Genomic DNA, 24,680 nt, shown 5'->3' with positions numbered 1-24,680 from the left:
TGTAAAATGAACAAAATAATGGAAATGGTCATGGAAAATTCAACTTACTTGCTCCTAACTCTTGGCGCAATTTTAATTGGAGTTGTCCTTACCTTTATAGTAAACTTTGCCGCAAGAGATTTAAAATTTATAAAATATTTGCCAGGACTTGCCCTAGTTTTCATTGGAATTATTTCACTTTTTATGGTGATAAATAAACTTTTTGATCCAGGAAGTCTCGATAATTTAATTATATTTGTAATTGGTGTATCCTCTGGTTTGGTTTCACTAATATTTGCTTTGATAATTGGAATTGCAAGTTCAAATAAAAATAGGTATAAAAGAAATACTAGAAAAAAAGCTTAAGATAAAGAGGCACATTGTGCTTCTTTTTTCTTGAGCTTTTTTAAAATAAATAATATTAATGAAACTTTAGAATAAGTTCATGATTTAATAATAATCCTTTAAAATTTAAGTTGAGATATAATCCTTCATTGATTCGAACTTTTTATCGCCAATGCCATCGACATTTTTAATATCTTCAATTGATGAAAAAGAATTTTGAGAGCGATAATTTATAATTTTCTCAGCAGTCTTTGGACCAACTCCAGGGATTTTTTGTAGTTCAGCTGCATCTGCACTATTAATATTTATTTTACCTCCAGGATTTTCCCTAGAATTATTTGAAACTAATTGCGTAGCTTCATTATTATTAACTTCATTAATTTTTGGAATGTAAATCTTTTCTTCGTCATGAAGTTTTGATGCAAGATTAATCCTATCGAGGTCGGCTTCATTTGTTGCACCACCTGCCATTTCAACTGCATCTACAACTCTTTTTGATGAATCTAATTTTAAAATTCCAGGATTTTTTACTGCACCAGAAATATGCACCATTATCTCTTTAGCTTCCTTTGTAGTCTGAATTTCATCTTCTTCAGTTAATTCTTTTTTAGAAAAGGTTTTTGACGATGAATTTGAAGTTTTTGTGGCCAAAAATTTTGTAGCGTCATCATCAAATTTATGTGAATCATAGTATTGATATCCAATTATTAAACAAAGAGAAATAATAATTATGTAGGGAATATTATCTTTTTTAAAAAATTTAAAATTCATTTTCATCACTCATTTATTTAAAATTATCTTAAAATTTTAATACCCTAAATTGATAATTTTACACAGTTTTCAAAAGTAGCAATCTATGTTATAATTTATATATAGAAACGATTTCAAAAAATTTACATAACAGGAGGAAAGTATGAAAGTATATACAACAGATAAGGTAAGAAATCTTGCTCTCGTAGGACATTCTGGCTCCGGAAAGACAAACCTAACAGAGGCTATGTTATTCCAAAGTGGAGCTACACAAAAACTTGGCAATGTTTCTAACAAAAATACAGTTTCTGACTTTTCAAAGGAAGAAAAGGAAAGAGGAACTTCTATTGGAACATCAATTATTCCTATTGAGTGGAGAAATTATAAAGTAAATGTAATAGATACTCCAGGATACCTTGATTTTGTTGGAGAAGCTCACGGTGCTTTAAGAGCAAGTGAAGCTGCAATAATGGTTATTGACGCAACAAAGGGAGTTGAAGTTGGAACTGAAAGAACTTGGAAATACACAGAAAAGATTGGACTTCCAAGAATTATTTTTATAAATAAAATTGACGGAGAAAATGTAAACTTTAGAAAACTAATGGATGAGCTTGAAGCTTCCTTTGGTAAAAAAGTTATTCCTTTCTCTGTGCCAATTGGCGAAGGTGAACATTTTGTTGGTGTTACAGATGTTATTTTCCAAAAGGGATATAAATATGTAAATTCTGCGCCACAAGAAACTGAACTAAATCATGATCAAGTTAAAGCAACTGAAAGAATGTATGAAGAAATTGCAGAAGTTGTTGCTGGCTCTGATGAAGTTTTGATGGAAAAATATTTTTCTGGAGAAAAATTCACTAGAGAAGATCTTTTGAGAGGAGTTACCACAGCACTTCTTGAAGGGGATGCAGTTCCACTACTTGTAGGAAGTGGCGAAAAGGGCATTGGTATTGATATACTTCTCAATACAATCGTAAACTATATGCCTGCTCCAGATGATGAACGTGCACATCAAGGTTTTAGATTTAAAGAAGGAGAAGAAAGAAAAGTTTCTGCAAAGGAACCTTTTGCTGCAGTAGTATTTAAGACAATTTCAGACCCATTCCTTGGAAAAATTTCTATCTTCAAAGTTATTTCCGGAATTGTAAATAAAAACACAGCTCTTTACAATGTAAACGCAGAAGAAAACGAAAAACTTGGTGGACTTTACATCATGAGAGGTAAAGAACAAATTGAAATAGATGAAATTTACGCAGGAGATATTGGCGCAACTACAAAACTTGCTAAAACAGTTACAGGGGACACTCTTTGCGATAAAGATCACATTGTTGAATATAAAAAATTAAAATATTCTACACCAGTTTTATACTATGCAATTGAACCAAAGACTAAGGGCGACGAAGAAAAACTTTCTCAATCTTTGAGAAAGATTAGAGATGAAGATCCAACATTTGTAATTGAAAGAAACCCTGAAACTAAACAAATGACTATTGGTGGTCAAGGTAAAGTTCAATTAGATGTAATTCTTGAGAAATTAAAGAACACTTATGGAGTTGAAGTAAATATTGTTCCATTTATTGTTCCTTATAGAGAAACAATTAGAAAGACGGCAAGCGTTCAAGGTAAGCATAAAAAACAATCAGGTGGAGCTGGACAATATGGTGATGTTTGGATTAGATTTGAACCATCTGACAAAGAATTTGAGTTTGACGAAGAAGTATTTGGAGGAGCAGTTCCAAAGAATTATTTCCCTGCAGTTGAAAAGGGAATAATTGAATCAAAGGAAAAGGGAGTTCTTGCAGGATATCCTGTAACTAATTTCAAGGCTGTTTTATACGATGGATCTTACCACGATGTTGACTCCAACGAAATGAGTTTCAAACTTGCAGCAAACCTTGCTTTTAAGAAGGGAATGCAAGAGGCAAGTCCAGTTCTTCTTGAACCAATTATGAAAGTCGAAGTTACAATACCAGAAGATTATCTCGGCGATGTAATGGGAGATATGAACAAAAGACGTGGCAGAATTCTTGGTATGGACCAACAAAATGACGGCACTCAAGTTTTAATTGCAGAAGCACCACAAGCTGAATTATTCTCATATCTAATTGATTTAAGATCTCTTACTCAAGGTAGAGGAACTTTTAGCATGGAATTTGTAAGATATGAAGAAGTTCCACAAAATATTGCGGAAAAAATAATAGAAGAAAGAAATAAAGAAAAGTAAATTTAATAAAGCAGATTTAATTGAAAGGTTGGGCAATGCTCAACCTTTTTAGTTGAGAATATTGTTGATATCAATTAAGAAAAATTTTATAATAATTTATTATTTGAAACTAAAAGCTTTACAAAAATTATATTTTATATTAAACTAGAAATAGTAAAAGATAGTCAAAATTTTTATAAATCAAAGGACAAAGATAGTCAAAGGAATGGTGCTATGGCAAAGCTTTCTAACTCCATTGAAGATTTTTTAAATGAACTTATTTTTGAATCTGGTGGAGTTGTTGAGATACAAAGATCAAAAATTTCAGATCATTTTAATTGTGCTCCTTCGCAAATAAACTATGTTTTGACAACAAGGTTTACGCCTGTTAAGGGATACTATGTTGAGTCAAGACGAGGCGGTGGAGGCTACATTAGAATAGTAAAAGTAAAAATTGAAGATGATGAAGATGTTTTAGATACTTTTTTAAGTTTCATTGGCGATTCAATTACAAAAAATAATTCAGATGAATTATTAAAGGAGCTATTGAGAATTAAAAAAGTAAGTAAAAGAGAGATGGAACTAATAAAAGTTGCTCTCTCAGATAGAGCGCTTAGTGAGTGTGAAAATAAAAATGAACTGCGGGCAGATATTTTAAAAAATATGCTACTAGTTATTTTTAGTTAGGGGGAAGAATATGCTATGCGATATTTGTAAGGAAAGAGAATCTGTCATATCTTATACTAGGGTTAATGACGATGAAATAGAAGAAGTACATTTATGTGAAGTTTGTGCAGAGGAAAAATTTAGAAAAGATTTCAAGAGTTATCAAAATATAATTCCTCAACTTGAGAATGCACTTAGAAATATTTTTCAATTTACAACAAATTCTTATAATGATGAAGAGGATCTAAGTTGTGAATATTGTGGAAGGAGTTTTCGTGAATTAAAGAACACAGGAACTCTTGGATGTCCAAAATGTTATGATTCTTTTGGAGGGGAAATTAGAAAATATTTAAGTGCACTAAACATTAATTTAAAATACAGGGGTAAGATCCCAAAAAATGCAGATAATTATCTTGTTTACAACAGAAAACTTGAGGATTTAAAAGAAAAATTAGATCTTGCCATAAATTTGGAAGAATATGAAAAGGCAGCAGAGATTAGGGATGAAATAAAGAAGTTAAAGGAAGATGTCAGTGTCTAAAATTATTTTAGGTTATAAATTAAAATTATATAGAAATATTGACGGTAAAAAATTTGTAAACACAATGACTGAGGAAGAATTAAAGAAAAACTTAGAATTTTTTTATCCTATTTTAACTGATTTAGGGTACACTAAAGTTGATATGGAAAAAATTTCTTCTTTAAAAAAACTTGAGTATGTTGAAAATGGAAGAATTGGGAAAAAATTTTTAGAAAAAAGTAATATTGGCTTTTATGAGAAAAAGGATGCTCCAGATATTTTAATTAACGCAGGAGAACATGTTGAGCTTTCTATTTTTTCTAGGACAAAGACTTTAAGTGATTTATTTAAAGAGATTTATAGTCTTGAAGAAAATTTAGAAGATAAAATTAATTTTGCTTTTGATCCAAATTTTGGGTATTTAAGTTCAAGAGTTTTAAATTCCGGGACAGGATTAAAGCCAATTGTACTTTTATATCTTCCGGCGCTAAATTATTTTGGAATAAATGAAATAGCAAGGGGACTTTCAAGACTTGGCTACACTTTGGGTTCATATAGAGATAGTTCAAATAAAGCCTTGGGAAGTATTTACACTTTGTCTTTTGAATCAACTTTTGGCGAAGATGAAAAGTCTTATGTTGATAAATTAAAAATCATCGCGCGAGAAATTGCCGATGTTGAAAGGGAAAATAGAAAAAAACTTTATTTAGACAATATTATTACTCTAGAGGATATGGTAAACAGATCCTTTGGAGTTCTTGCAAATGCAAGAGTTTTATCGGAAGAAGAGATGATGCAGTCCATGAGCACAATTAATCTTGGAATTGAACTTTCAATCTTAAAACCAAATCGAGAATTTGATTTTTATGAAGAGATTACTAAGCTTAGAAATGGACATTTGCAAATTGAGAGGGGTGCAATATTAGATCTCAAGTCGCGAGACATTTTAAGAGCTAATAAGGCAAGAGCTCTCATGAAGGAGGTTTTCAAATGAGTATGTTTGGAAAATTTAGTGAAAAATCACAAAAGGCTATTCTTTTTGCACAGCAAGAGGCAAGGGAACAAAAACATCCATATATAGGTTCAGAACACATTCTTCTTGGAATAATAAGAGAAGGAACAGACACAGGGGCACACATTTTATCAAAACTTGGCATCGATTATAAAAAGGCTAAGGAAGCCACACTTGATATAGTTAGCAGTGGTCAAGGTCCAGTTGTATCCAGTATTGCGTACACTCCAAGGACTAAGAGAATTTTTGAACTTGCTTTTGAAGTTTCAAGAGAAATGGGAGAAGTTACAGTTTCAACAGAACATCTTCTCCTTGGAATTTTGCGCGAGGGTCAAGGTGTTGCCATATTAGTTCTAAAAAGACTTGGCATTGATATTATGAGTCTTGAAAATGACATTTTAAACAATATGGAAGAATATGAAACTTCTGAAGAAGGAGATGGGGAAATTTCTTCCGAAGCTTTGGAAAAATATACTACAAATTTAAATAAAAAGGCTGAAGAAGGAAAAATTGATCCTGTAATTGGAAGAGAAAAGGAAATAAAGAGAGTTATTCAAGTTTTGTCAAGAAGGACAAAAAATAATCCTGTACTAATTGGAGAACCTGGTGTTGGTAAAACTGCAATTGCAGAAGGACTTGCTGCAAAAATTGTCGCAGGAGATGTGCCGGAAATTATGAAAAATAAAGTAATTTTAACTCTTGATATTTCTCAGCTTATTGCAGGTTCAAAATACAGAGGAGACTTTGAAGAGAGATTAAAAAATGTAACTAATGAAGCTGCAAAAAACAAAAACATCATTTTATTTATTGATGAAATGCATATAATAATTGGCGCAGGTTCAGCCGAAGGATCTCTTGATGCATCGAATATTTTAAAACCAATGCTTACTAAGTCAGTTATTCAAGTTATTGGGGCTACAACAATTTCTGAGTATAGAAAGAAAATTGAAAAAGATTCAGCCTTTGAGAGAAGACTTATGCCAATAATGGTTGATGAACCAAGCGTTGAAGATTCTATAAAAATTTTAAGGGGACTCAAAAAAATTTATGAAAAGCATCATCATGTAGTGATTCCTGAGGAAACTATTGAGGCTGCTGTAAAATATTCCGATAGATATTTAAATGATAGATTTTTACCTGATAAGGCTATTGATTTAATAGACGAGGCAAGTTCAAAACTTAAAATTGAATCCTACAAAGTTCCTGAATTTGAAGAAAAATACAAAAAGGAGCTTGAAGAAATTGAAAATAAAAAATCTGAGGCAGTAAAAAATCAAGATTATGAACTTGCTGCAAATCTTCGCGATGAACAAAAAAATATTGAAGAAAAATACAAAGAAGAAATAAAAAAATTTGAAGAAAAAGAATCAAAGAAAAAAGTAACTCCAGAACTTATTGCTGAAATAGTTTCTGAATGGTCAAAAGTTCCTGTAACAGATATGACTGAAGAAGAAACTGAAAAGTTAAGAGAACTTGATAGTAAGTTAAAAGAAGATGTAAAAGGTCAAGATGACGCTGTTAAGACTCTTGCAAAGGCAATTAAGAGGTCAAGGATTGGGCTTAAAGATCCGAATAAGCCAATTGGAAGCTTTATATTTGTTGGACCAACTGGTGTTGGTAAGACTTTCCTTGCAAAAAGCCTTGCCAAAAATTTATTTGGTAAAGAAGAAAATATGATTAGATTTGATATGTCTGAGTACATGGAAAAATTTACTGTATCAAGACTTGTTGGTTCTCCTCCAGGATATGTTGGATATGAAGAAGGTGGCGAACTTACTGAAGCAGTAAGGACTCATCCTTATTCAGTAATTCTTTTAGACGAAATTGAAAAGGCACATCCAGATATTTTCAATATTTTGCTACAAATTTTAGACGAAGGCAGAGTTACTGATTCAAAGGGAAGGACTGTAAACTTTAAAGATACTGTTATAATTATGACTTCTAATGCAGGGGCAAACCTACTTGCAAAAAATTCAGTTCTTGGTTTTTCAACTTCAGAAAGCACTGAAAAGAAAAGTGAATATGAAAATATGAAGAAAATCATAATGGAATCTTTAAAGCAAAAATTTAGGCCTGAATTTTTAAACAGAGTTGACGATGTAGTAATATTTAAAACTCTTGAAAAAACTGAAATTAAAGATATTGTAAAAAACATGCTCAATAAATTAAGCGATAGGCTTTCTGAAATGGGTATTAAAGCAAATTACTCAAATAAACTCATTAATTTCTTAGTTGATGAAGGTTATGATAAAGTGTTTGGTGCAAGACCACTTCAAAGGACTATTACAAAATTAATTGAAGATAAAATTGCCGATGAATTTTTAGATGGAAACATAAAAGAAGGCGATGAAATTTTAGTAGATGTTAAGTACAAAAAAATTCAAATAGAAAAAGTTAAAAGGACTAAACAGAAGAAAAATGAAAAAGAAAATAGTGTATCAGTGCAGTAATTGCGGATATATTTCCCAAGGATTTTTTGGAAAATGTCCAAACTGTAACTCGTGGAACACTTTAGAAGAAAAAGAAGAGGAGCCTGGCAAAAAGGCTCCTTCTAAAAATAACAAAGATGCACTTAAACTTAAATCAGTAGAAGTTTCCTCTGATGAAAGAGTAAAGACTAGCATTGAGGAATTTAATAGAGTAATGGGTGGCGGAATTGTGAGAGATTCTGTGAGCATTTTAACAGCAAAGCCTGGCTCTGGAAAGTCAACCCTCCTTATGCAAGTTGCAAATGACCTTGCAAATAAAGGAATGAGAGTTCTTTACGCATCGGGAGAAGAATCTGAAACGCAAATAAAAATGAGAGCTGAAAGAATTTTGGACAAGCTTTCTGAAAATATTTGGGTTTATTCAGTAAATTCTCTTAATTCAGTTTTGGATCAAGTGGAAAAAATTGATCCACAGTTTATAATTATTGATTCAATTCAAACTTTTACCCTAGACGAATTTCCTCAAAGACCAGGCACTCCAACACAGACCATGGAGTGTGCCTATAAGATGACAGAAATTGCAAAGGACATTAACAAGCCACGAATGATTTTTTTAGTTGGTCAAATGACTAAGCAAGATGAACTTGCAGGAGTTAGAAGTCTTGAACATTTAGTGGACACAGTTTTATTAATTGAGGGTGATTCATCAGAGGATTTGAGATCTTTAATGGCGACAAAAAATAGATATGGTTCCACTGGTGAGATTGGATTTTTTTCAATGACTGAAAAGGGAATGATTTCTATCGACAATCCTTCAGAATACTTTATGACAAGAAGGTCAGAAAATGAACAAGTTGCAGGCTCATCTCTTTCTGTTATAAGAGAGGGAACTAGACCAATAATTTTGGAGACAGAAGCCTTAGCTTCAAAGACATTTCTTCCTTATCCGTCAAGGATTTCGGAATCTATTAGAAGGGAACACTTAAATACTTTAGTTTCAATTTTAGAAGAAAGAGCGGGAATAAAATTTTTGGATAAAAATATTGTGGTAAAGTCTGCTGGAGGAATTAAGGTTAAGGAACAGGCATCAAATTTATCTGTAATGGTCTCCATAGTTTCTTCTACTCTCAATAAGCCTGTGGAGGCAAATTCAGTTTTCATTGCCGACGTTGGTCTTACTGGCGAACTAAAAAATGTTCCAAGCTTAGATGTTAGGCTTAAAGAAGCAGAGCGAATGGGTTTTAAAAAAGCCTATGTTTCAAAATATTCCAATGTAAAGGAAGAAAATTATAAGAATCTTCAAGTTATTAAGATGACAAATATTTTAGAAGTTCTACAAAAAATATTTAGCATATAAATAGACAAAAAACTCTTTTTACTATTATAGTAAGAAGAGTTTTTTACATTAAGCCTCTTGTGGCTTTCTAAAGTTTGAAATTACAATTGCTATCACTAGGCCAATTAAAGTTGGAACAACCCAACCAAGACCAAATACAGCAAGAGGAAGTTTTGCTAGTATATCATTAAGCCCGCCAAGAAGTCCATTACCCTTTAATACATATAAAAGACCAAACACAAGTGAAATTATAGATGGAATTTTGAAGACTAAGTCGTCTTTAATTTTGTCATTAAACAATCCTATTAAAACAATGGTCATTGCACAAGGATAAAGTGTTTCAAGAATTGGCGCAGAAATTTTAATTATTTGGCTTACACCAAGCATTGAAATTGCACAAGAAACAATAGAACAAATAATAACTACAATTTCGTAAGAAACTTTACCTTTGCTTAGTTCGTTGAAAAAGTTACCTGCAGCTGAAATCAAACCAATTGCAGTTGTAAGACAAGCAAGTGCTGTTATAATTGCCAAGATATATACTCCAACTCCACCAAGAACTATATTTGTAATATCTACAAGAAGTTGAGTGTTATCTGTATTTATGTCATAGATGCCAAGGCTTGAAGTTTGTGCGCCAAGGTATACTAAACCGCCATAGATAAAAGCAAGACATATAGCTGCAATAATTCCTGAATAAATAGTTGCCTTAATTTCTAGTGTCTGCGAAGAATATTTTCTAGTCTTAACAGCATTTATTACAACTAGTGCAAACATACATCCTGCAATGGCATCCATAGTTTGATAACCATCAGCAATTCCCTTTTCAAGTATATTGTCAATCATAGTGGTATTTGCAATTTCTCCAATTGGATTAAGAATTCCATTTACAATTAGAACTGCCATACAAATTATTAGCGAAGGTGTTAAAAATTTACCTACTATATCTACAACCTTGCTTGGTCTTATACTTAAAAGACAAGCTATAATAAAGAAAAACACAGAGAATAAATATCTATTTACAGATTCGCCAAAAATTGGCATAATAGCTATTTCATAAGTAGTAGCTGCAGTTCTAGGAGTTGCTAAGAAAGGTCCAATACATAAAATAATTGCTGTTGAAATAATAATTGCAAAAGCTTTATTAACCCTTGAAGCTAGAACATTTAAATTTCCATCGTATTTAGAAAGAGCAATGATTGCAAGAAGGCCTAATCCTGCGTCTGTAATAGTAAAGCCTAGAAATCCAATCCACCATTGTGAACCCGATATAAGTCCTAGATAGGGTGGAAAAATTAAATTTCCTGCACCAAAAAACATTGCAAAAAGTGCAAAACCGATTACAAATAAATCTTTCATTCGAATTTCATTATTCATCTTTTAACCTCCAATTAATTATTTTTTCTATTTTACCACAATTGCATAGAATTTGATATACTAAAATATTGAATACCAGTAAAAATTCTGGTACTATTTTTATAAAGGAGATTGATATGAATTACACTGAATCAGTTAATTGGATTGAAAATAGGAATATTCCTCTTGGTGAGTTCACAACGGACAATATAAAAACACTTTTAGAGATATTTAACAAGCCACAAGATAAATTAAAAATAATACACATTACTGGAACAAATGGAAAGGGTTCAGTTGCAAGTTTTATTGCAAATTCCTTAAAGGAAAATAATTTTTCTGTGGGAAAATTTACTTCACCCTACATAACAAACATTCGTGAAGAAATTAAAATCAATAATATAGAAATATCTGAAGAAAACTTTGCAAAATTAGCTTCAGAAATTAGAGAAAAAGTAGAAGAACTTGACGAGAAAAAAATTTTTGTAAGTGGATTTGAAATTTTAACATCCCTTGCTTACATTTTTTTTGCGAGGGAAAAAGTAGACTTTGCTGTAATGGAAGTTGGAATGGGTGGAAGAGTTGACGCAACTAATGTAATGGAAAAATCAATTTCAGTTTTTTGCCACATTTCTCTTGACCACGCAAATATTTTGGGCGATACAATAGGGAAAATTGCAAGGGAAAAGGGTGGAATTATAAAAGAAAATTCCCATATCTTTAGTTATCCTCAAGAGAAGGAGGCAGAAGAAGTTCTTAGAAAAATTAGCAGAGATAAAAATTCTACCTTTGACGAATTTAAGGAGAATGAAGTTGAAATTTTAAAGTCCAATGAGTTTGGAAATAAATTTAACTTTAGAAATTATAAAGATGTTGAAATAAATCTAATAGGAGAGCATCAAATATTAAATGCTTCACTTGCACTAATGGTTTTAGATTTCTTAAAAACTGAGTACAACTTAGATGAAGAAAAAATAAAATTTGGACTAAAAAATGCAAAGAATATTGGCAGGACAGAATGTCTTTCTAAAAATCCACTTGTAGTAATTGACGGATCTCATAATTTAGACTCAATTGAAAAAATTGAAGAAAGCATAAAAAAATTCAAATATAATAAATTAATTTTAGGATTTAGTCTTTTAAAGGATAAGGATCACGATAAAATTTTAAAAAAAATCGAAAATATTGCAGATAAAATCGTCTTAACGGAAATTGACAACGATAGATTTACAGAAATTGATGTTCTTATGAGTGAATTTAAAAAGTTTTCAAGAAAAGAAATTTTTGCAATAAAAAATAGAGAAAAGGCTGTAGAAAAAACTCTAGAACTTGCAGAAGAAGGCGACATGATTTTGTGGTGTGGGTCTTTATATTTAATTAAGGACATTAGAAAAATATTTTTAGAAAAATTAAATTAAAAAATATGAGTGCCAAAAATCCAGAGAATGAACTGAACGCCTAAACACAGAATGATTTTGTATTATTTAAAGGGGAGTGGATCCTAAACATTATAGGGTTCACTCCCTTTATTTTTTCCTTGATTCTGCCTGGATTATTCTTTTTGACATATTTGTCTATTTCATTTATTAACTCTTTATAATTTTTAAATTCTTGCCCTAGAGAATTTTTCGCATTAGAATTCAAAAAAAGTTTTTTATTTAAGAAGTTTGTTTTTCATAAGTTTTAAAAAATCTAGTTATATTTATTTATCCAATTAAAAAGTGGTTTTAGTAATATTATTTTTTAAAACAATAATTAAAGATTTTGAAGAAATTGTGCCAAATTAAAAAAAGTGTATCATATGTCTTAAAAGTTAAGAAAATCTTAAAAAAATGTGAATGATTCTATTGTCTTTTTTAAAAAAAAAGAATATAATAAGAAAAATTAAGTTGAGGTATTTTTATTTTTAGCCTCAACTTTAAATTTTATTTAAGGAGGTAAGAATATGACTACATTTCTCATTGGCTTGGCTATTTTAATTATCGGTGGTTTTGCCTATGGCCGATTTGCCGAGAAAGTATTTCAACCGGATGATAGGGAGACGCCGGCGATTAAAAATCAAGATGGCGTCGACTATGTTCCCATGGGCAAAAAAAAGAACGCACTTATTGAATTATTAAACATTGCAGGAACTGGACCGATTCTAGGTCCAATTCAAGGAATTTTATTTGGACCTTTGGCTTTTCTTATGATTCCAATCGGATGTGTTTTTGGTGGTGCTTTACACGATTATATGAGCGGCATGATCTCAATTCGCTCAGGTGGCGAACAAATGCCAGGACTTATTAAGCGCAATCTCGGCAAGAAGGTATACTTAATCTACAATATTTTCGTAATCATTCTCATGGTTCTCGTAGGTGCAGTGTTTATTTATACTCCCGGAGATTTAATAGTCACTAATGTATTAAAGCAAGAAGCAGTGTCAACAAACCCTGTTGTTTGGATTGTCTATGCTTGTATTTTCGCTTATTATATTGCGGCGACACTATTCCCAATCGATAAGATAATCGGTAGAGTTTATCCAATTTTTGGCGGCATCCTATTACTTTCCGCTGTCGGTATTTTCTTTGGTTTGTTCTTTAACGGTTATCAATTAGATAATTTAGATTTTAGCAATTTAAACACACATCCAAATGGAACGCCAATTTTACCAGTGTTCTTTGTAACTGTTGCTTGCGGAATCGTTTCAGGATTCCACTCTACACAAGCGACTTTAATAGGTCGTTCTGTAAAGAGTGAAGGTGAAGGTCGTTTCGTATTTTACGACATGATGATCCTAGAAGGCTTTATCGCAATGATATGGGCGGCAGCTGCAATGGGTATTTACAACAAAGGTATAGACGCTGGTCTTGTTGGAAAACCTGCTGTTATAGGTCTTGTTGCAAATGATATGCTCGGTACAGTGGGAGGTTTAATTGCCATTATTGGAATTATCGTTCTTCCAATCACTTCTGGAGATACTGCACTTCGTTCTGCACGACTTATGATTGCAGATCACTTGAACATTCCACAAAAAACTATGAAGAGCAGATTAAGTCTATCAATTGGTATGTTCATATGCGTACTAGCTATCTTAATCTTTGCAAAATTGAGTCCAAATGGATTTAATGTTTTGTGGCAATACTTCGCATGGGCTAACCAGACGATCGCTGTGTTTGCCTTCGCCATGATTTCAATTTACTTACAACGTCATGGTAAGGCATTCCTAGTATCCTTGATTCCTGGTATGTTCTATGTCTATGTCATTACAGCTTATATTATGGGTGCTAAGATTGGTTTTAACTTGCCTTATATGATAGCAAATATAATAGGTGTTATAATTGCTATACTTTACGCTTTTGTTGTCTATAAAGAAGGTGGCAAACAAAAAGTTTTGGCAAGAGCATAATATTTATAGAACGCGGTTACACGCGTTCTTTTTTTGGTTTAAAATATTGCACTTATGGGAATTTATTCCTAGACTCAAAGTGAAAAAAGCAAGTTAATATGTATATAAGCGTAAAAATAAAACAAACCTTTTAGTTTTAAAGATGTAATAATCCTTAATTTAAAGCTAAAATATTTTAAATTAAGGATTATTAACATATGTTATTTAAACAAAAAGAAAGACTCATTATTTTGAGCCTCCAAATGTTTAATATAGAATTTATATTTGATATGGAAAAACCTCTACCACTATTGCGGATTTTTGGATTCAGTTTAGAAGTCCAAGAATTTTTTATTAAATATCAAATTGAAATAAAAACTATTGCTTTGCAAGATATGTAACTTATACACAAAAAAAGGATCTTTTTTAAGACCCTTAATTATATAGCTCTTTCGACTTTACCAGATCTTAAACATCTAGTGCACACGTTGATTCTTTTTGTTGATCCATTAACTACAGCTTTAACTCTTCTAATGTTAGGAGACCAGCTTCTGTTAGAACGAGAGTGAGAGAAAGAAATTTTATTTCCGAATTTTTTTTCTTTTCCACAAATTTCACATCTTTTAGCCATAACGCACCTCCTTTAATCATTAAGCAACAAATATTCTATCAAAAATTGCTGCTAAGTGCAAATATTTTTTTCAATATGTTTTTATTTTACACTAAAACATTATTTTTTACCACTAAATTATTATTTTTTACAAAGGAATTTTTTAATTTCTGTTAATCTTTTATAAATTCTCTGTTATAATAAAAAAGATAAGGAGGTGCCCTCATGCCGGCAATTATTAATAGAAAACTTGGAAATATTGTAATAGAAGATAGCGTACTTGCAAACATAGCTGGAATATCAGCAATGGAAAGCTACGGAATTGTTGGAATGGCATCAAAAAATGCCGCAGATGGGATTTTTGAACTTTTGAGATTTGAAAATCTATCAAAGGGAATTGTTGTAAACACTGAAGAAAATGAAATTAGTATTGAACTTCATGTTATTCTAGAATATGGAGTAAAAATTTCTACTGTTGGTGAAAATATTATAGAGAGAGTTAAGTTTAATATTGAAAACTTGACAGGACTTGAAGTTGATAATATCGAAGTCTTGGTAGAAGGAATTAGACTTAAATAGTGGAGGTAAGGTTTTGGAAATAAAAAAAATTAATGGCCCTTTATTAAAAGAAATTTTTAGAGGGGCTGTAAATTATCTAATATCTAGAAAGGAAGAGGTAAACGCTCTTAATGTGTTCCCTGTTCCTGACGGAGATACAGGCACAAATATGAGCCTTACATCAAAATCTGCCTTAAAACAAATTGATGGTTTGGAAGGAGATTTTTCAGTAGGAGATGTTTCTGCTGCAGCAGCACGTGGAGCACTTATGGGTGCGAGAGGCAATAGTGGTGTAATTCTTTCTCAACTTCTAAGGGGTTTTTCTGAAGGATTAGAGGGAATTAATGAAGCGGGAATTTCTGATATTGCCCATGCTTTTAAAAGAGCAAGCGAAACAACTTATAAAGCTGTTATGAAGCCAATTGAAGGGACGATTTTAACAGTTGGCAGAGAAACTGCTGATTTTGCCATTAGGCATCATAAAAAAGCTGAAGATCCAATTAAGTTTTTAGAAGATGTAATTGTTGAAGCTAATAAGTCCCTTGATAATACTCCAAATTTGCTTGAAGTTTTAAAGGAAGCTGGGGTAGTTGACGCAGGTGGCAAGGGTTTAGTTGTGTTGCTTGAAGGTGCACTTAAAGTTTTAAAGGGCGAGGACATTGCTGATCAAAGCGAAGACGAAACTTTGAAGAAAAAAGCACAAAAAGAAATTCAATTTACTGAAGCTGACAAATCTCTTAAATATGGATATTGTACAGAATTTATTATAAATACTGATTACGAAGATATAGATACTTTTAGAGAAAAAATTGCTCCTCTAGGGGACTGTTTATTAGTTGTTGGTGGTAGCGGAACACATATTATTAAGGTTCATGTTCACACTAATGATCCAGGCATTGTTTTGCAACACGCTTGTGAACTTGGTCTTCTTCAAGATATTAAAATTGACAACATGAGGTATCAACACAGAGAAGTTCTTTTTGATGACAGTGAAGTTGCTGAGGCTAAAAAGAAAGAAGAAGAGGAAGAATCTATTGAAGAAAAGGATTATTCTTTCATAACTGTATCCATGGGCAGTGGAATGACTGAAACCTTTAAATCTCTTGGCGTTGATTATGTCGTAGCTGGTGGACAGACTATGAATCCATCGACAGAAGATCTTTTAAAGGGCGTGGATAAAGTTGGCGGAAAAGTTATCTATTTAATTCCAAACAATAGCAATATTATTTTATCAGCAGAGCAAGCTAGGGACATTTCTGACAGAGAAATTATTGTAATTCCTTCAAAATCTGTACCACAAGGAATTGCAGCAATTCTTGCCTTTAACGAAGATGCAGATAAAGAAGAAAACAAAGAAAATATGATGAAAGCCATAGAAAATGTAATTGATGCATCTGTAACTTATGCAGTGAGAGACACAACTATTGGCGGAAAAGAAATTCATAAGGACGACATAATTGGGATTGCATCAAAGGAAATCATCTCCAGTGGAAAAACTGTATTTGATGTTGTAATTGATACTGTGGATAAACTTATGGATGATGAAATTTCTCTATTAACTATTTTTTATGGAGAAGATGTAAAGGAAGAAGATGCTGAAAAAGTTCGTGAAGCCATCGAAGAAAAATATCCAGATGTCGATATAGATGTTATAAAGGGTGATCAACCTATTTATTATTACATCCTTTCATTAGAATAAGAATTAATTTAGATTTGAGCCCGAAGTTTTTCTTTGGGCTTTTGTATTAGGAGAATTATGGTTAAGTTAAGCGATTCTATAAAAAATTTAAAGGGGATTGGACCAAAGAGGGAGAAACTTTTCCACAAGCTTGGAATTTATTCCCTAGAGGATCTTTTATTATATTATCCTAGAAGGTATGAGGATAGTTCAAAGATTGTAAGCATTTCAAATGCAGTAATAGGCGAAAAAAATACCTTCAAGGTTAGAATTATATCAAAACTTCAAAATAGAAGAATAAGAAAGGGTCTTACTCTAACAAGTTTTCTTGCAGAAGATGGAAGTGGAGAGGTAGAGCTTTCTTTTTTCAATGCCTTTTACTTAAATTCTAAAATAAAAATTGGAAGTGAGTATTTAGTATATGGAAAAGCTGACTTTTTTAGGGGAAGAATTAGCATAAGCAGTCCTGAAATTGAAAATATACATAATTTAAAAAAATTGGGGAAAATTTCTCCAATTTACAATTTAACTGAAGGACTAAACAATTTTGCCTTTGAAAATGCAATAAACCAAATAATAGACTTAAATTTATTTGAAGAAAATTTGCCAGAAGAAATTTTGAAAAAATACTCTCTAATAGATAAGAATTACGCCATAAAAAGTATTCACTATCCTAGTAGCAGAAAAAATTACATTCAAGCACGTGAGAGATTAATTTATGAAGAATTATTTTTATTTGAACTTTCTATTTTGAAAAATAAATTTCAAAACGAAAGAAGAGATGCAATAAAATTTGAAATTAAGGATAAAGTTTTTAATTTTATAGAGGATCTTCCCTTTAAATTAACGGAAGGACAACAAAATGTAGTCGATGAAATTTTTGACGACATGAAAAAAGGAAAATCAATAAATAGACTAATTCAAGGAGATGTTGGAAGTGGCAAAACAATTATTGCAATTATAATAATGTATCTTGCCTATTTAAATGGCTTTCAATCATCTATTATGGCGCCGACAGAAATTTTGGCAAAGCAACATTTTAAATCTTTTGTAGAGCTTTTAGAGCCTCTTGGAGTAAAAATAGCACTGTTAATAGGTTCAACTTCAAAAAATGCAAAAACAGACATCCTAGACAATTTGGAGATGGGTTCTATTGATATATTAATAGGAACTCACGCTCTCATAGAAGAAAATGTGGTTTTCAGAAAATTAGGAGTAAATGTTATTGACGAGCAACATCGCTTTGGCGTATTGCAAAGAAATATGCTTCAAAATAAAAATAAGGACGCAGCAACAATTGTAATGTCGGCTACACCAATACCTAGAAGTTTGAGTTTAGTTCTCTACGCAGATTTAGATATTTCTGTCATAAAGACTATGCCCTTAGGCAGAAAACCAATTAAGACTATTGCAATAAATGAAAATATGCTAGATAAATCTCTTAATTTTATTAAATCTCAGCTTTCAAAAAACAGGCAAGCCTATGTAATTTGTTCTTTAATCGAAGAAAATGAAGATTATGAAAATTTACAAGCAGTTGAAAAAGTTTATGAAGAATTAAAAGGCTTTTTTTCTGAATATAGTGTTGGACTTCTCCACGGAAAGATGAAGGCAGATGAAAAAAATAAAATTATGACAGAATTTGCAGAGAACAAAATAAATTTACTCGTCTCTACAACTGTTGTCGAGGTTGGAGTAAATGTGCCCAATGCGACTGTAATTATGATTTACAATGCAGAGCGTTTTGGGCTTTCAACACTACATCAACTTCGCGGAAGAGTAGGAAGAGGAGATTATCAATCCTATTGCATACTCTACAATCTTTCTAAAAGTGAAATATCTTGGGAAAGAATGAAAATTATGACGGACTCAAACGATGGATTTTATATTGCAAATAAAGATTTAGAACTTCGCGGCTTTGGAGATATATTGGGAACTAGACAATCAGGTATGCCAAATTTAAGACTTGCAGATCCATTTAGAGACGAAACAATTTTAAAATATGCAACAGAAGACGTGAAAAATATTTTGGAAGAAGATCCAAATTTAGAGAGCAAAAAATATTTTTACTTAAATAGAGAAATAGTTGATTTTTACTCTGATTTGAACTAATATCTTTTATTATCTCTTGACTTATGGTAAAATAAAACTAATTTGGAGGCTTTATGAGAATAATTTCAGGAAATAGACGAGGACTCAAATTAAAGGCACCAAAGGGCTTTGATACGAGACCAACAGAAGATAGGGTTAAGGAATCGGTTTTCAATATTTTGGGGCAAAATTTTTTTGACGATATTGTCCTAGATTTATTCTGTGGCAGCGGTGCAAATGGAATTGAATTCATTTCAAGGGGCGCAAAAAAAGCCTACTTCATTGACAAATCAAAGGAAGCAATAGATTGTGTAAAATACAATTTAGATAAGGCAAAATTTTTGGATTATGCAGTTGTAATTGAAGATCACTTGAATAAAGCCCTTAGAAGTTTAGATGTAAAGTTTGATTACATTTACATGGATCCACCTTTTGACAGGCGTGATTTATATAAAAAAGCCTTTAAACTAATTAGAGAAAAGGAATTATTAAAACCGAAAGGACAACTAATTGTGGAGTATAATTCTGATATTCCACTTTTAATTGGCGAAGGTTTTGTAGAAATAAAGAATAAAAAATATGGAAATACATCAATTTCCATATGTGGATGGGATATAGATGAAAGCAATATATGCGGGTAGCTTTGACCCAGTAACTAATGGACATTTAGACATTATAAAAAGAGCGAAGGATATTTTTGGAGAGGTAATTGTCGCAGTTCTTGACAACACTTCAAAAAAAGAATTATTTACAGTTGAAGAGAGAAAAGAACTCCTTCACAAGGTACTAAATGGCGTAGAGGGCGTGGAGATAGATTCTTTTGATGGACTTCTAGTTGACTATGCAAAGAAAAAAAATTGTAAAGTAATAGTAAGAGGACTTAGATCAGCTTCTGATTATTTTAATGAATATACACTTGCCATGGCAAATATGCACTATAAAGATGGTGTTGAAACTGTTTTTTTATTGGCATCTAATGAAAATTTATTTGTGAGCTCAACGCTTGCTAAAGAGGTTTCAACCTTTGACGGAGATACAGATTTATTCGTGCCTCCTGTTGTAGGAGAAGCTATGAAGAAAAAATTACTTAGGAGGAAGATATGAATTTAATTGATTTAGTTGAGGAATTGGAAGATCTTGTAGAAACATCATCACAAATACCACTTACTAATAAGGTAATGGTTGATAGAGATGAATTTTTGGAAATTGTAAATGAAGTAAAAATGCAAATTCCTGAAGAAGTTTCCGAAGCACAAAAAATTGCAAAGGACAAAGACGAAATAATCAATGGAGCACATGACGAAGCTGACAAAATAATTGCAGCAGCAAGAGCTCACTCAGAAAAGATTATTGACGAAAATGAACTTGTAAGACAAGCTAATGAGAGAGCATCAGAAATTTTAAAATCTGCAAAAGAAGAATCTACTCAAATTAGAGAAGGCGCAAGAGATTATGCTGATGAACTTCTTGAAAACACACAAGTTAATTTATCAGAAATAATTAAAATGCTTAATGAAAATAGACAAGAGTTAAGAGGATAATTTAATATTTTGCAAGAAAAAGAGAGAAGCTATGTTGATGTATTGCTCCTCTTTTTTTATATTGATTTAAAATTTTTATAATGTGGATTTATAATATCTTTTAGCAATTTATTAAAAAATAGCGATATTTTATTTGTGACTTTTGTCACATTATTTTTTTGACTAAAATGATATTATTTCATGTGAAATGAGGGATAAGATGAGTTTATTTTTAGGACGCATTCATTACATTATGTACGAAAAAATTATTTTCCAAGAAGATATTTTGGAAAATTTATTAAAATTATTGGACGAGGAAAAAAGTGCTAAGTTAAAAAAAGAATTAGATAGAGATTTTCCAATTGAAAGAGGAGAACTTGAAGATATAATCGACACAAGCAATATTCACGGTTGGCTTGACAGTAGGGTTGTAAGAAGTGAAAATAGACTTGCAAGGGCAGTTTCAATTTTACTAAAAGATTTTGACTTGGAAAAAATAAAAAATAAATTTTTCGAAATGGGCAAAAATTATAATGGAGGGAAAACTCCCTTTGAGGCTTTTACTTTTATAACTTCAAAATTTTTAGACGGAATGCCTTGCGACCATGCACTTGCAATTTTAAAAAATGATAAGGATGAACTTGTATTTACAGTAACAAGGGATGTTCACGAAAGCATTTGGAAAAATTATATTGATCCTCAAAATTATTGGATACTTCGCGACAATTTTATTTCAGGGAGTTTAGAATCCTCTAATATAAAATTTGAAAAGATAGATGAAAAATATATACTTAGGAAGTGATTAAGTGGATACTTTAAAAGAAACAATTAATTATTTAGAAGATGAGCATAAAGAAATTTTAATTTTTTGTGACAAAATGGAAGAAAAATGTCTTGAAATATTAAAGGGAAATGTGGATGAGGAATTTTTTAAAAATGCAATAATTTTTATAAGGAAGTATGCAGATGGAAGACATCACAAAAAGGAAGAAGATATTTTATTTAAGGCAATGTTAGAAAATCTTGGACCAGTTGCAGAAAAAGTTGTGCGTGGTGGAATGCTTGTAGAGCATCAAATGGCAAGGGGATATGTAATGGAGCTTGAAAATAATTTAAACTTATTTGAAAAATCTAAATCAGAACTTGCAAAACTTCACATACTAACAAATGCCATGGCTTATGTTGAACTTTTGAGAAATCATGCAACTAAGGAAAATAATACAGTCTATCCCTTTGCAGAGAAAAATCTTCCAGAAGATGTGAAGAAAAAAGTTTCAGAGGATATGAAAATAAAAATCCAAGAAGAAAAAAATGATAACATTGAAAAAATAAACTTGATTAAATTATTAGGAATTTAATTGCTTTAGCTTTTTATCAAAAAGATTACAAATTGATTACAAAGTTTAATTTTTAAAGATTTTCACCTGAATATTTGTTATTATAAAAACTTGAGGTGAATAATGAAAAAAATATTTATATTGATGATAATTTTAATTGCAATGCCAATAAGTGCTTTTGCAGCAAAGGAAGTGGCAATGCCCCTTAATGTCAGTGCAGTTAAAGAAAGTGAAGTATATAACTTTGAAATAAAAAATGCAAAAAATAAGGACGCAATTGAAATTGAAGTAAAAAGCGAAGGCAATGACGTAAAATCTAAAGTTACAAAAAATGTACTTGTAAAAAATAATAAAAAATATATTTCTCTTACTCAAAAGGAATTGGATTCATTAGTTGGACCATCAACAGGTTACACTTTTAGACTTAGGTTTGCAAAAAATGACGGCAAATCAAATTTTACAGAAGAATTACATCTTGGGAAGGCTCCAATTTTTAGAAATTATAGCAACTGGGCATACAATGATTTGTTAAAAGCAGAAGAATTAAAACTTTTCTCTAAAGAAGTTGCAAAAAATACAAGAGAAAAAATTACTCGCGAAGAATTTGCAGAAATTGCAGTCAAAGCTTATGAAATTAAGTACAAGAGAAGTGCTCAAGGTTCAGTAAAACAGTTTAAAGACACTGACAACAAATATGTTAATATGGCATACGACCTTGGCATAATGAAGGGAAAAAATAGCGGAGAATTTGCTCCAAAGGACCATATTACAAGAGAAGATTATGCTGTTGTAATTTCAAATTTATTTAAGCTAGAAAAGAGCAAAGATTTAAAAATTAAAGATGCTAAAAAGATTTCTAATTACGCAAGGGATTATGTCAATAATGCGCTAAATGGCGGCTACTTAAATTTAGATGAGAAGAATAATTTTAATCCAAAAAGAGAAATGACTAGGGAAGAAGTTATTTCTTCAATAGTGCGTCATATTTGATAAAAAATTTACAAAAAAACTTAAATTGTATATAAAACTTTATAATTGTGATATAATACTTCCAAGGTGAGGTAATGAAAAAAGTGATTTTTGACATTAGCCCACTTGGAAGTTTTCAATTTTCTTGTGAGGCTTACATGATTTATTATAGAGAAAAATATGGACAAGATATTTTTTTCTACACTAGAAAAAATGGAAAATATATAAGGATAGAGGACGAGGAAGAGTTAAAACATCTCAATAGCAGAGTAATCACAAATAAGGATCTTGGCTATGAGATAGATTGGATTCCTCATGACTCAGAAGCAAGAGTAAAACCCTTTTCAGAAGAGTTGGAAGATGACGAATTACTTATAAAAATAGTGGAAGACCTTGGAGACAACGCAAGTTGGAAAAATTCTAAAATGAAGGTAGTAGAACTTCAAGATGTTAATTAAAGTTAAGAAAGAAAAGAGATTCATTTTGAGTCTCTTATTTTTTTATAAATTTTCAATAATATATGAAAAATGTTGCTCTAGATTCTTTGAAAAAACTTTACTTAAAAAAATTAATAGTAAAAGGAAAAACCTTATGATATTATATTTTATTATAATAATTCTTATAGATTTAAGAGTTTATTATGAAAAATTTTATTGGAGGTTTTAGTATGACATTAGAACACGTTCTTAGTTATTTTGGAACTTATACTCCCGGTAAAAATGGCGAAGTTGCAAGTTTTGAATTTGAATACCTTTGTACACTAGGTATTGCGGCTTTAGTAATTTTTGCCGGTAGATGGTGTGTAAGTCATTCATCTGCTTTAAAGAAATATGCAATTCCTGCACCAGTTGTATCAGGACTTATATTTTCTATCATTGTGGCAATCATTAAATTATCAGGAATTATTGCCCTTAATTTTGATGCAAAGATTACAAAGGATCTTGCACAGAATATATTCTTTTTAACAGTTGGATATGGATTTTCTGCATCTTTATTTAAAAAAGCAGGAGGAAAATTGATTTTCAATATTGCTTTTGCAGCTTGCTTATTGATAACTTTGCAAGACATCGTTGGAGTATTAGTTGGCAAGGCAATAGGTATGCATCCATTGTTTGCACTTCAATGTTCATCAGCAGCTATGTCAGGTGGAGTTGGAACTGCATCTGCCTTTGGACCAATTTTTGCCGAATGGGGAGCACCTGATGGAGTAACGGAAATTGGAGTTGCAGCAGGAACAATGGGAAATATTATGGGTTCATTAATTGGTGGACCTGTGGCAGCATTTTTAATTAGCAAATATAATTTAAAAGCTGATCCAAACGATAGGCCAGAATCTGAACTTAATGATAAAGTAGTGCCTTTAGTTGACAGCAGAATGATTGTGGCTTTTGCCATGGTTTTATTAATAGCGGCTCTAGGTATGCCAATTTACTTCTTGCTTGACAGCATTCCAAAAATTGAAATGCCTAAGTTTATAGGTTGTTTATTTGCTGGAGCAATTGCAAGAAATATCATTGAAAAATCTAAAAGGGACACTTATGTATCTGAAATTAGTGCTATTGAGCACATGTTCCTCGAGCTTTATCTTGCACTAGTTCTCATGACAATTGATATTACTAAATTATTAAGTCACTTAGGACAAATGGGAATAGTTTTAGTAGCTCAAGCAGTTCTTATGGCATTGTTTGCAATTTTAGTTTCTTACAATTTATTTGGCAGAAATTATGGCGCAGCAGTCATGGCAGCAGGAAACTGTGGATGGGGTTGTGGATCAGGTCCAAATGCAGTAGCTAATACAAAGGCAGTAATGGATACTTATGGATACAATACTATTGCTTGGGTACTTTATCCTTCCTTTGCAGTAATAATTGACGATATATACAATCCAATTTTCTTATCCTTCTTCGGTAAGATAATAAGCGGTTCTTAAATTAAATTACAAAATAAAACTCCCTTT

General features: G+C 31.4%; 24 protein-coding genes. 20 read left to right on the top strand and 4 right to left on the bottom strand.

Going from position 1 to position 24,680, the window contains the following annotated elements; translation table 11 throughout:
* Positions 1-6: 6 nt before the first annotated feature.
* Positions 7-345 carry a cytochrome C biosynthesis protein gene (locus MR285_RS07805; RefSeq protein WP_293559730.1) on the top strand — a complete coding sequence of 113 codons (339 nt, stop codon included), beginning with the start codon at positions 7-9 and terminating at the stop codon, positions 343-345.
* Between the two features lie 105 nt (positions 346-450).
* Here MR285_RS07805 and MR285_RS07800 read toward each other — a convergent pair whose 3' ends face one another.
* Entirely contained in the window at positions 451-1,095 is a 645-nt protein-coding gene (locus MR285_RS07800; RefSeq protein ID WP_293559728.1) for a helix-hairpin-helix domain-containing protein, read from the bottom strand.
* A gap of 142 nt (positions 1,096-1,237) precedes the next feature.
* Between MR285_RS07800 and fusA the strand changes: the two genes are divergently transcribed.
* From fusA to radA, 6 genes are all read left to right on the top strand, one after another.
* Complete coding sequence (fusA, locus tag MR285_RS07795) at positions 1,238-3,298, top strand: elongation factor G (protein WP_293559726.1); 2,061 nt, start codon at positions 1,238-1,240, stop codon at positions 3,296-3,298.
* Between the two features lie 213 nt (positions 3,299-3,511).
* Positions 3,512-3,964, top strand: coding sequence for a CtsR family transcriptional regulator (locus tag MR285_RS07790; protein WP_293559724.1), 453 nt, complete (start codon positions 3,512-3,514; stop codon positions 3,962-3,964).
* A 10-nt stretch (positions 3,965-3,974) separates the two neighbouring features.
* Positions 3,975-4,484, top strand: coding sequence for a UvrB/UvrC motif-containing protein (locus tag MR285_RS07785; RefSeq protein ID WP_293559722.1), 510 nt, complete (start codon positions 3,975-3,977; stop codon positions 4,482-4,484).
* Positions 4,477-5,457 (top strand): ATP--guanido phosphotransferase, encoded by a 981-nt coding sequence (locus tag MR285_RS07780; protein ID WP_293559720.1) that lies wholly within the window; start codon positions 4,477-4,479, stop codon positions 5,455-5,457. The genes MR285_RS07785 and MR285_RS07780 overlap by 8 nt, the downstream gene beginning before the upstream one ends.
* A complete protein-coding gene (locus MR285_RS07775) occupies positions 5,454-7,925 on the top strand; it encodes an ATP-dependent Clp protease ATP-binding subunit (protein WP_293559718.1) in 2,472 nt (823 codons plus the stop codon). The genes MR285_RS07780 and MR285_RS07775 overlap by 4 nt, the downstream gene beginning before the upstream one ends.
* Complete coding sequence (radA, locus tag MR285_RS07770; protein ID WP_293559716.1) at positions 7,894-9,261, top strand: DNA repair protein RadA; 1,368 nt, start codon at positions 7,894-7,896, stop codon at positions 9,259-9,261. Before MR285_RS07775 ends, radA begins: the two co-directional genes overlap by 32 nt.
* Positions 9,262-9,309: 48 nt before the next feature.
* Here radA and brnQ read toward each other — a convergent pair whose 3' ends face one another.
* Positions 9,310-10,617, bottom strand: coding sequence for a branched-chain amino acid transport system II carrier protein (gene brnQ / locus MR285_RS07765; protein WP_293559714.1), 1,308 nt, complete (start codon positions 10,615-10,617; stop codon positions 9,310-9,312).
* Positions 10,618-10,733: 116 nt separating this feature from the next.
* On the opposite strand from brnQ, the gene MR285_RS07760 reads away from it, so the two are divergent.
* The gene (locus tag MR285_RS07760) at positions 10,734-12,011 is read left to right on the top strand and encodes a folylpolyglutamate synthase/dihydrofolate synthase family protein (RefSeq protein ID WP_293559712.1); all 1,278 of its coding nucleotides are present in this window, start codon (positions 10,734-10,736) and stop codon (positions 12,009-12,011) included.
* A gap of 40 nt (positions 12,012-12,051) precedes the next feature.
* Here MR285_RS07760 and MR285_RS08340 read toward each other — a convergent pair whose 3' ends face one another.
* The gene (locus tag MR285_RS08340; protein ID WP_366934101.1) at positions 12,052-12,237 is read right to left on the bottom strand and encodes an IS3 family transposase; all 186 of its coding nucleotides are present in this window, start codon (positions 12,235-12,237) and stop codon (positions 12,052-12,054) included.
* A gap of 301 nt (positions 12,238-12,538) precedes the next feature.
* Between MR285_RS08340 and MR285_RS07755 the strand changes: the two genes are divergently transcribed.
* On the top strand, positions 12,539-13,981 hold the full coding sequence (locus MR285_RS07755) for a carbon starvation CstA family protein (protein ID WP_293559710.1): 1,443 nt from the start codon (positions 12,539-12,541) through the stop codon (positions 13,979-13,981).
* Positions 13,982-14,399: 418 nt separating this feature from the next.
* On the opposite strand, the gene rpmB is transcribed toward MR285_RS07755, so the two are convergent.
* A complete protein-coding gene (gene rpmB, locus MR285_RS07750; RefSeq protein WP_019106947.1) occupies positions 14,400-14,591 on the bottom strand; it encodes a 50S ribosomal protein L28 in 192 nt (63 codons plus the stop codon).
* 204 nt (positions 14,592-14,795) lie between these two features.
* Between rpmB and MR285_RS07745 the strand changes: the two genes are divergently transcribed.
* From MR285_RS07745 to MR285_RS07695, 11 genes are all read left to right on the top strand, one after another.
* Positions 14,796-15,149 carry an Asp23/Gls24 family envelope stress response protein gene (locus MR285_RS07745; protein ID WP_293559707.1) on the top strand — a complete coding sequence of 118 codons (354 nt, stop codon included), beginning with the start codon at positions 14,796-14,798 and terminating at the stop codon, positions 15,147-15,149.
* Between the two features lie 13 nt (positions 15,150-15,162).
* Complete coding sequence (locus MR285_RS07740; protein ID WP_293559705.1) at positions 15,163-16,827, top strand: DAK2 domain-containing protein; 1,665 nt, start codon at positions 15,163-15,165, stop codon at positions 16,825-16,827.
* A 57-nt stretch (positions 16,828-16,884) separates the two neighbouring features.
* Positions 16,885-18,918 carry an ATP-dependent DNA helicase RecG gene (gene recG, locus MR285_RS07735; protein ID WP_293559703.1) on the top strand — a complete coding sequence of 678 codons (2,034 nt, stop codon included), beginning with the start codon at positions 16,885-16,887 and terminating at the stop codon, positions 18,916-18,918.
* A 53-nt stretch (positions 18,919-18,971) separates the two neighbouring features.
* Entirely contained in the window at positions 18,972-19,538 is a 567-nt protein-coding gene (rsmD, locus tag MR285_RS07730; protein WP_293559701.1) for a 16S rRNA (guanine(966)-N(2))-methyltransferase RsmD, read from the top strand.
* Positions 19,516-20,001: a pantetheine-phosphate adenylyltransferase gene (gene coaD, locus MR285_RS07725; protein ID WP_169967853.1), complete on the top strand. Its 486-nt coding sequence runs from the start codon at positions 19,516-19,518 to the stop codon at positions 19,999-20,001. The genes rsmD and coaD overlap by 23 nt, the downstream gene beginning before the upstream one ends.
* Positions 19,998-20,438: an ATPase gene (locus MR285_RS07720; protein ID WP_169967852.1), complete on the top strand. Its 441-nt coding sequence runs from the start codon at positions 19,998-20,000 to the stop codon at positions 20,436-20,438. Before coaD ends, MR285_RS07720 begins: the two co-directional genes overlap by 4 nt.
* Positions 20,439-20,637: 199 nt before the next feature.
* Entirely contained in the window at positions 20,638-21,219 is a 582-nt protein-coding gene (locus MR285_RS07715; protein ID WP_293559697.1) for a hypothetical protein, read from the top strand.
* Between the two features lie 4 nt (positions 21,220-21,223).
* Positions 21,224-21,775, top strand: coding sequence for a hemerythrin domain-containing protein (locus MR285_RS07710; protein ID WP_293559695.1), 552 nt, complete (start codon positions 21,224-21,226; stop codon positions 21,773-21,775).
* Between the two features lie 102 nt (positions 21,776-21,877).
* Entirely contained in the window at positions 21,878-22,744 is an 867-nt protein-coding gene (locus MR285_RS07705) for an S-layer homology domain-containing protein (protein ID WP_293559693.1), read from the top strand.
* A 74-nt stretch (positions 22,745-22,818) separates the two neighbouring features.
* Positions 22,819-23,181 carry a hypothetical protein gene (locus MR285_RS07700; protein WP_293559691.1) on the top strand — a complete coding sequence of 121 codons (363 nt, stop codon included), beginning with the start codon at positions 22,819-22,821 and terminating at the stop codon, positions 23,179-23,181.
* A gap of 209 nt (positions 23,182-23,390) precedes the next feature.
* The gene (locus tag MR285_RS07695; RefSeq protein WP_293559689.1) at positions 23,391-24,653 is read left to right on the top strand and encodes a sodium/glutamate symporter; all 1,263 of its coding nucleotides are present in this window, start codon (positions 23,391-23,393) and stop codon (positions 24,651-24,653) included.
* Positions 24,654-24,680 lie beyond the last annotated feature (27 nt).

This window comes from Peptoniphilus sp. (assembly GCF_022767005.1).
Taxonomy (GTDB): Bacteria; Bacillota; Clostridia; order Tissierellales; family Peptoniphilaceae; genus Peptoniphilus_A.
Note: the sequence above shows the minus strand (reverse complement) of the source record. Positions and strands in the feature narration are given on the sequence as shown.

What these genes read in the sequence shown, in the direction of transcription:
- MR285_RS07805 (WP_293559730.1), top strand. Translation starts at nt 7, where the DNA reads ATGAACAAAATAATGGAAATGGTCATGGAAAATTCAACTTACTTGCTC.
- MR285_RS07800 (WP_293559728.1), bottom strand. Translation starts at nt 1,095, where the DNA reads ATGAATTTTAAATTTTTTAAAAAAGATAATATTCCCTACATAATTATT.
- fusA (WP_293559726.1), top strand. Translation starts at nt 1,238, where the DNA reads ATGAAAGTATATACAACAGATAAGGTAAGAAATCTTGCTCTCGTAGGA.
- MR285_RS07790 (WP_293559724.1), top strand. Translation starts at nt 3,512, where the DNA reads ATGGCAAAGCTTTCTAACTCCATTGAAGATTTTTTAAATGAACTTATT.
- MR285_RS07785 (WP_293559722.1), top strand. Translation starts at nt 3,975, where the DNA reads ATGCTATGCGATATTTGTAAGGAAAGAGAATCTGTCATATCTTATACT.
- MR285_RS07775 (WP_293559718.1), top strand. Translation starts at nt 5,454, where the DNA reads ATGAGTATGTTTGGAAAATTTAGTGAAAAATCACAAAAGGCTATTCTT.
- radA (WP_293559716.1), top strand. Translation starts at nt 7,894, where the DNA reads ATGAAAAAGAAAATAGTGTATCAGTGCAGTAATTGCGGATATATTTCC.
- brnQ (WP_293559714.1), bottom strand. Translation starts at nt 10,617, where the DNA reads ATGAATAATGAAATTCGAATGAAAGATTTATTTGTAATCGGTTTTGCA.
- MR285_RS07760 (WP_293559712.1), top strand. Translation starts at nt 10,734, where the DNA reads ATGAATTACACTGAATCAGTTAATTGGATTGAAAATAGGAATATTCCT.
- MR285_RS07755 (WP_293559710.1), top strand. Translation starts at nt 12,539, where the DNA reads ATGACTACATTTCTCATTGGCTTGGCTATTTTAATTATCGGTGGTTTT.
- rpmB (WP_019106947.1), bottom strand. Translation starts at nt 14,591, where the DNA reads ATGGCTAAAAGATGTGAAATTTGTGGAAAAGAAAAAAAATTCGGAAAT.
- MR285_RS07745 (WP_293559707.1), top strand. Translation starts at nt 14,796, where the DNA reads ATGCCGGCAATTATTAATAGAAAACTTGGAAATATTGTAATAGAAGAT.
- recG (WP_293559703.1), top strand. Translation starts at nt 16,885, where the DNA reads ATGGTTAAGTTAAGCGATTCTATAAAAAATTTAAAGGGGATTGGACCA.
- rsmD (WP_293559701.1), top strand. Translation starts at nt 18,972, where the DNA reads ATGAGAATAATTTCAGGAAATAGACGAGGACTCAAATTAAAGGCACCA.
- coaD (WP_169967853.1), top strand. Translation starts at nt 19,516, where the DNA reads ATGAAAGCAATATATGCGGGTAGCTTTGACCCAGTAACTAATGGACAT.
- MR285_RS07720 (WP_169967852.1), top strand. Translation starts at nt 19,998, where the DNA reads ATGAATTTAATTGATTTAGTTGAGGAATTGGAAGATCTTGTAGAAACA.
- MR285_RS07715 (WP_293559697.1), top strand. Translation starts at nt 20,638, where the DNA reads ATGAGTTTATTTTTAGGACGCATTCATTACATTATGTACGAAAAAATT.
- MR285_RS07705 (WP_293559693.1), top strand. Translation starts at nt 21,878, where the DNA reads ATGAAAAAAATATTTATATTGATGATAATTTTAATTGCAATGCCAATA.
- MR285_RS07700 (WP_293559691.1), top strand. Translation starts at nt 22,819, where the DNA reads ATGAAAAAAGTGATTTTTGACATTAGCCCACTTGGAAGTTTTCAATTT.
- MR285_RS07695 (WP_293559689.1), top strand. Translation starts at nt 23,391, where the DNA reads ATGACATTAGAACACGTTCTTAGTTATTTTGGAACTTATACTCCCGGT.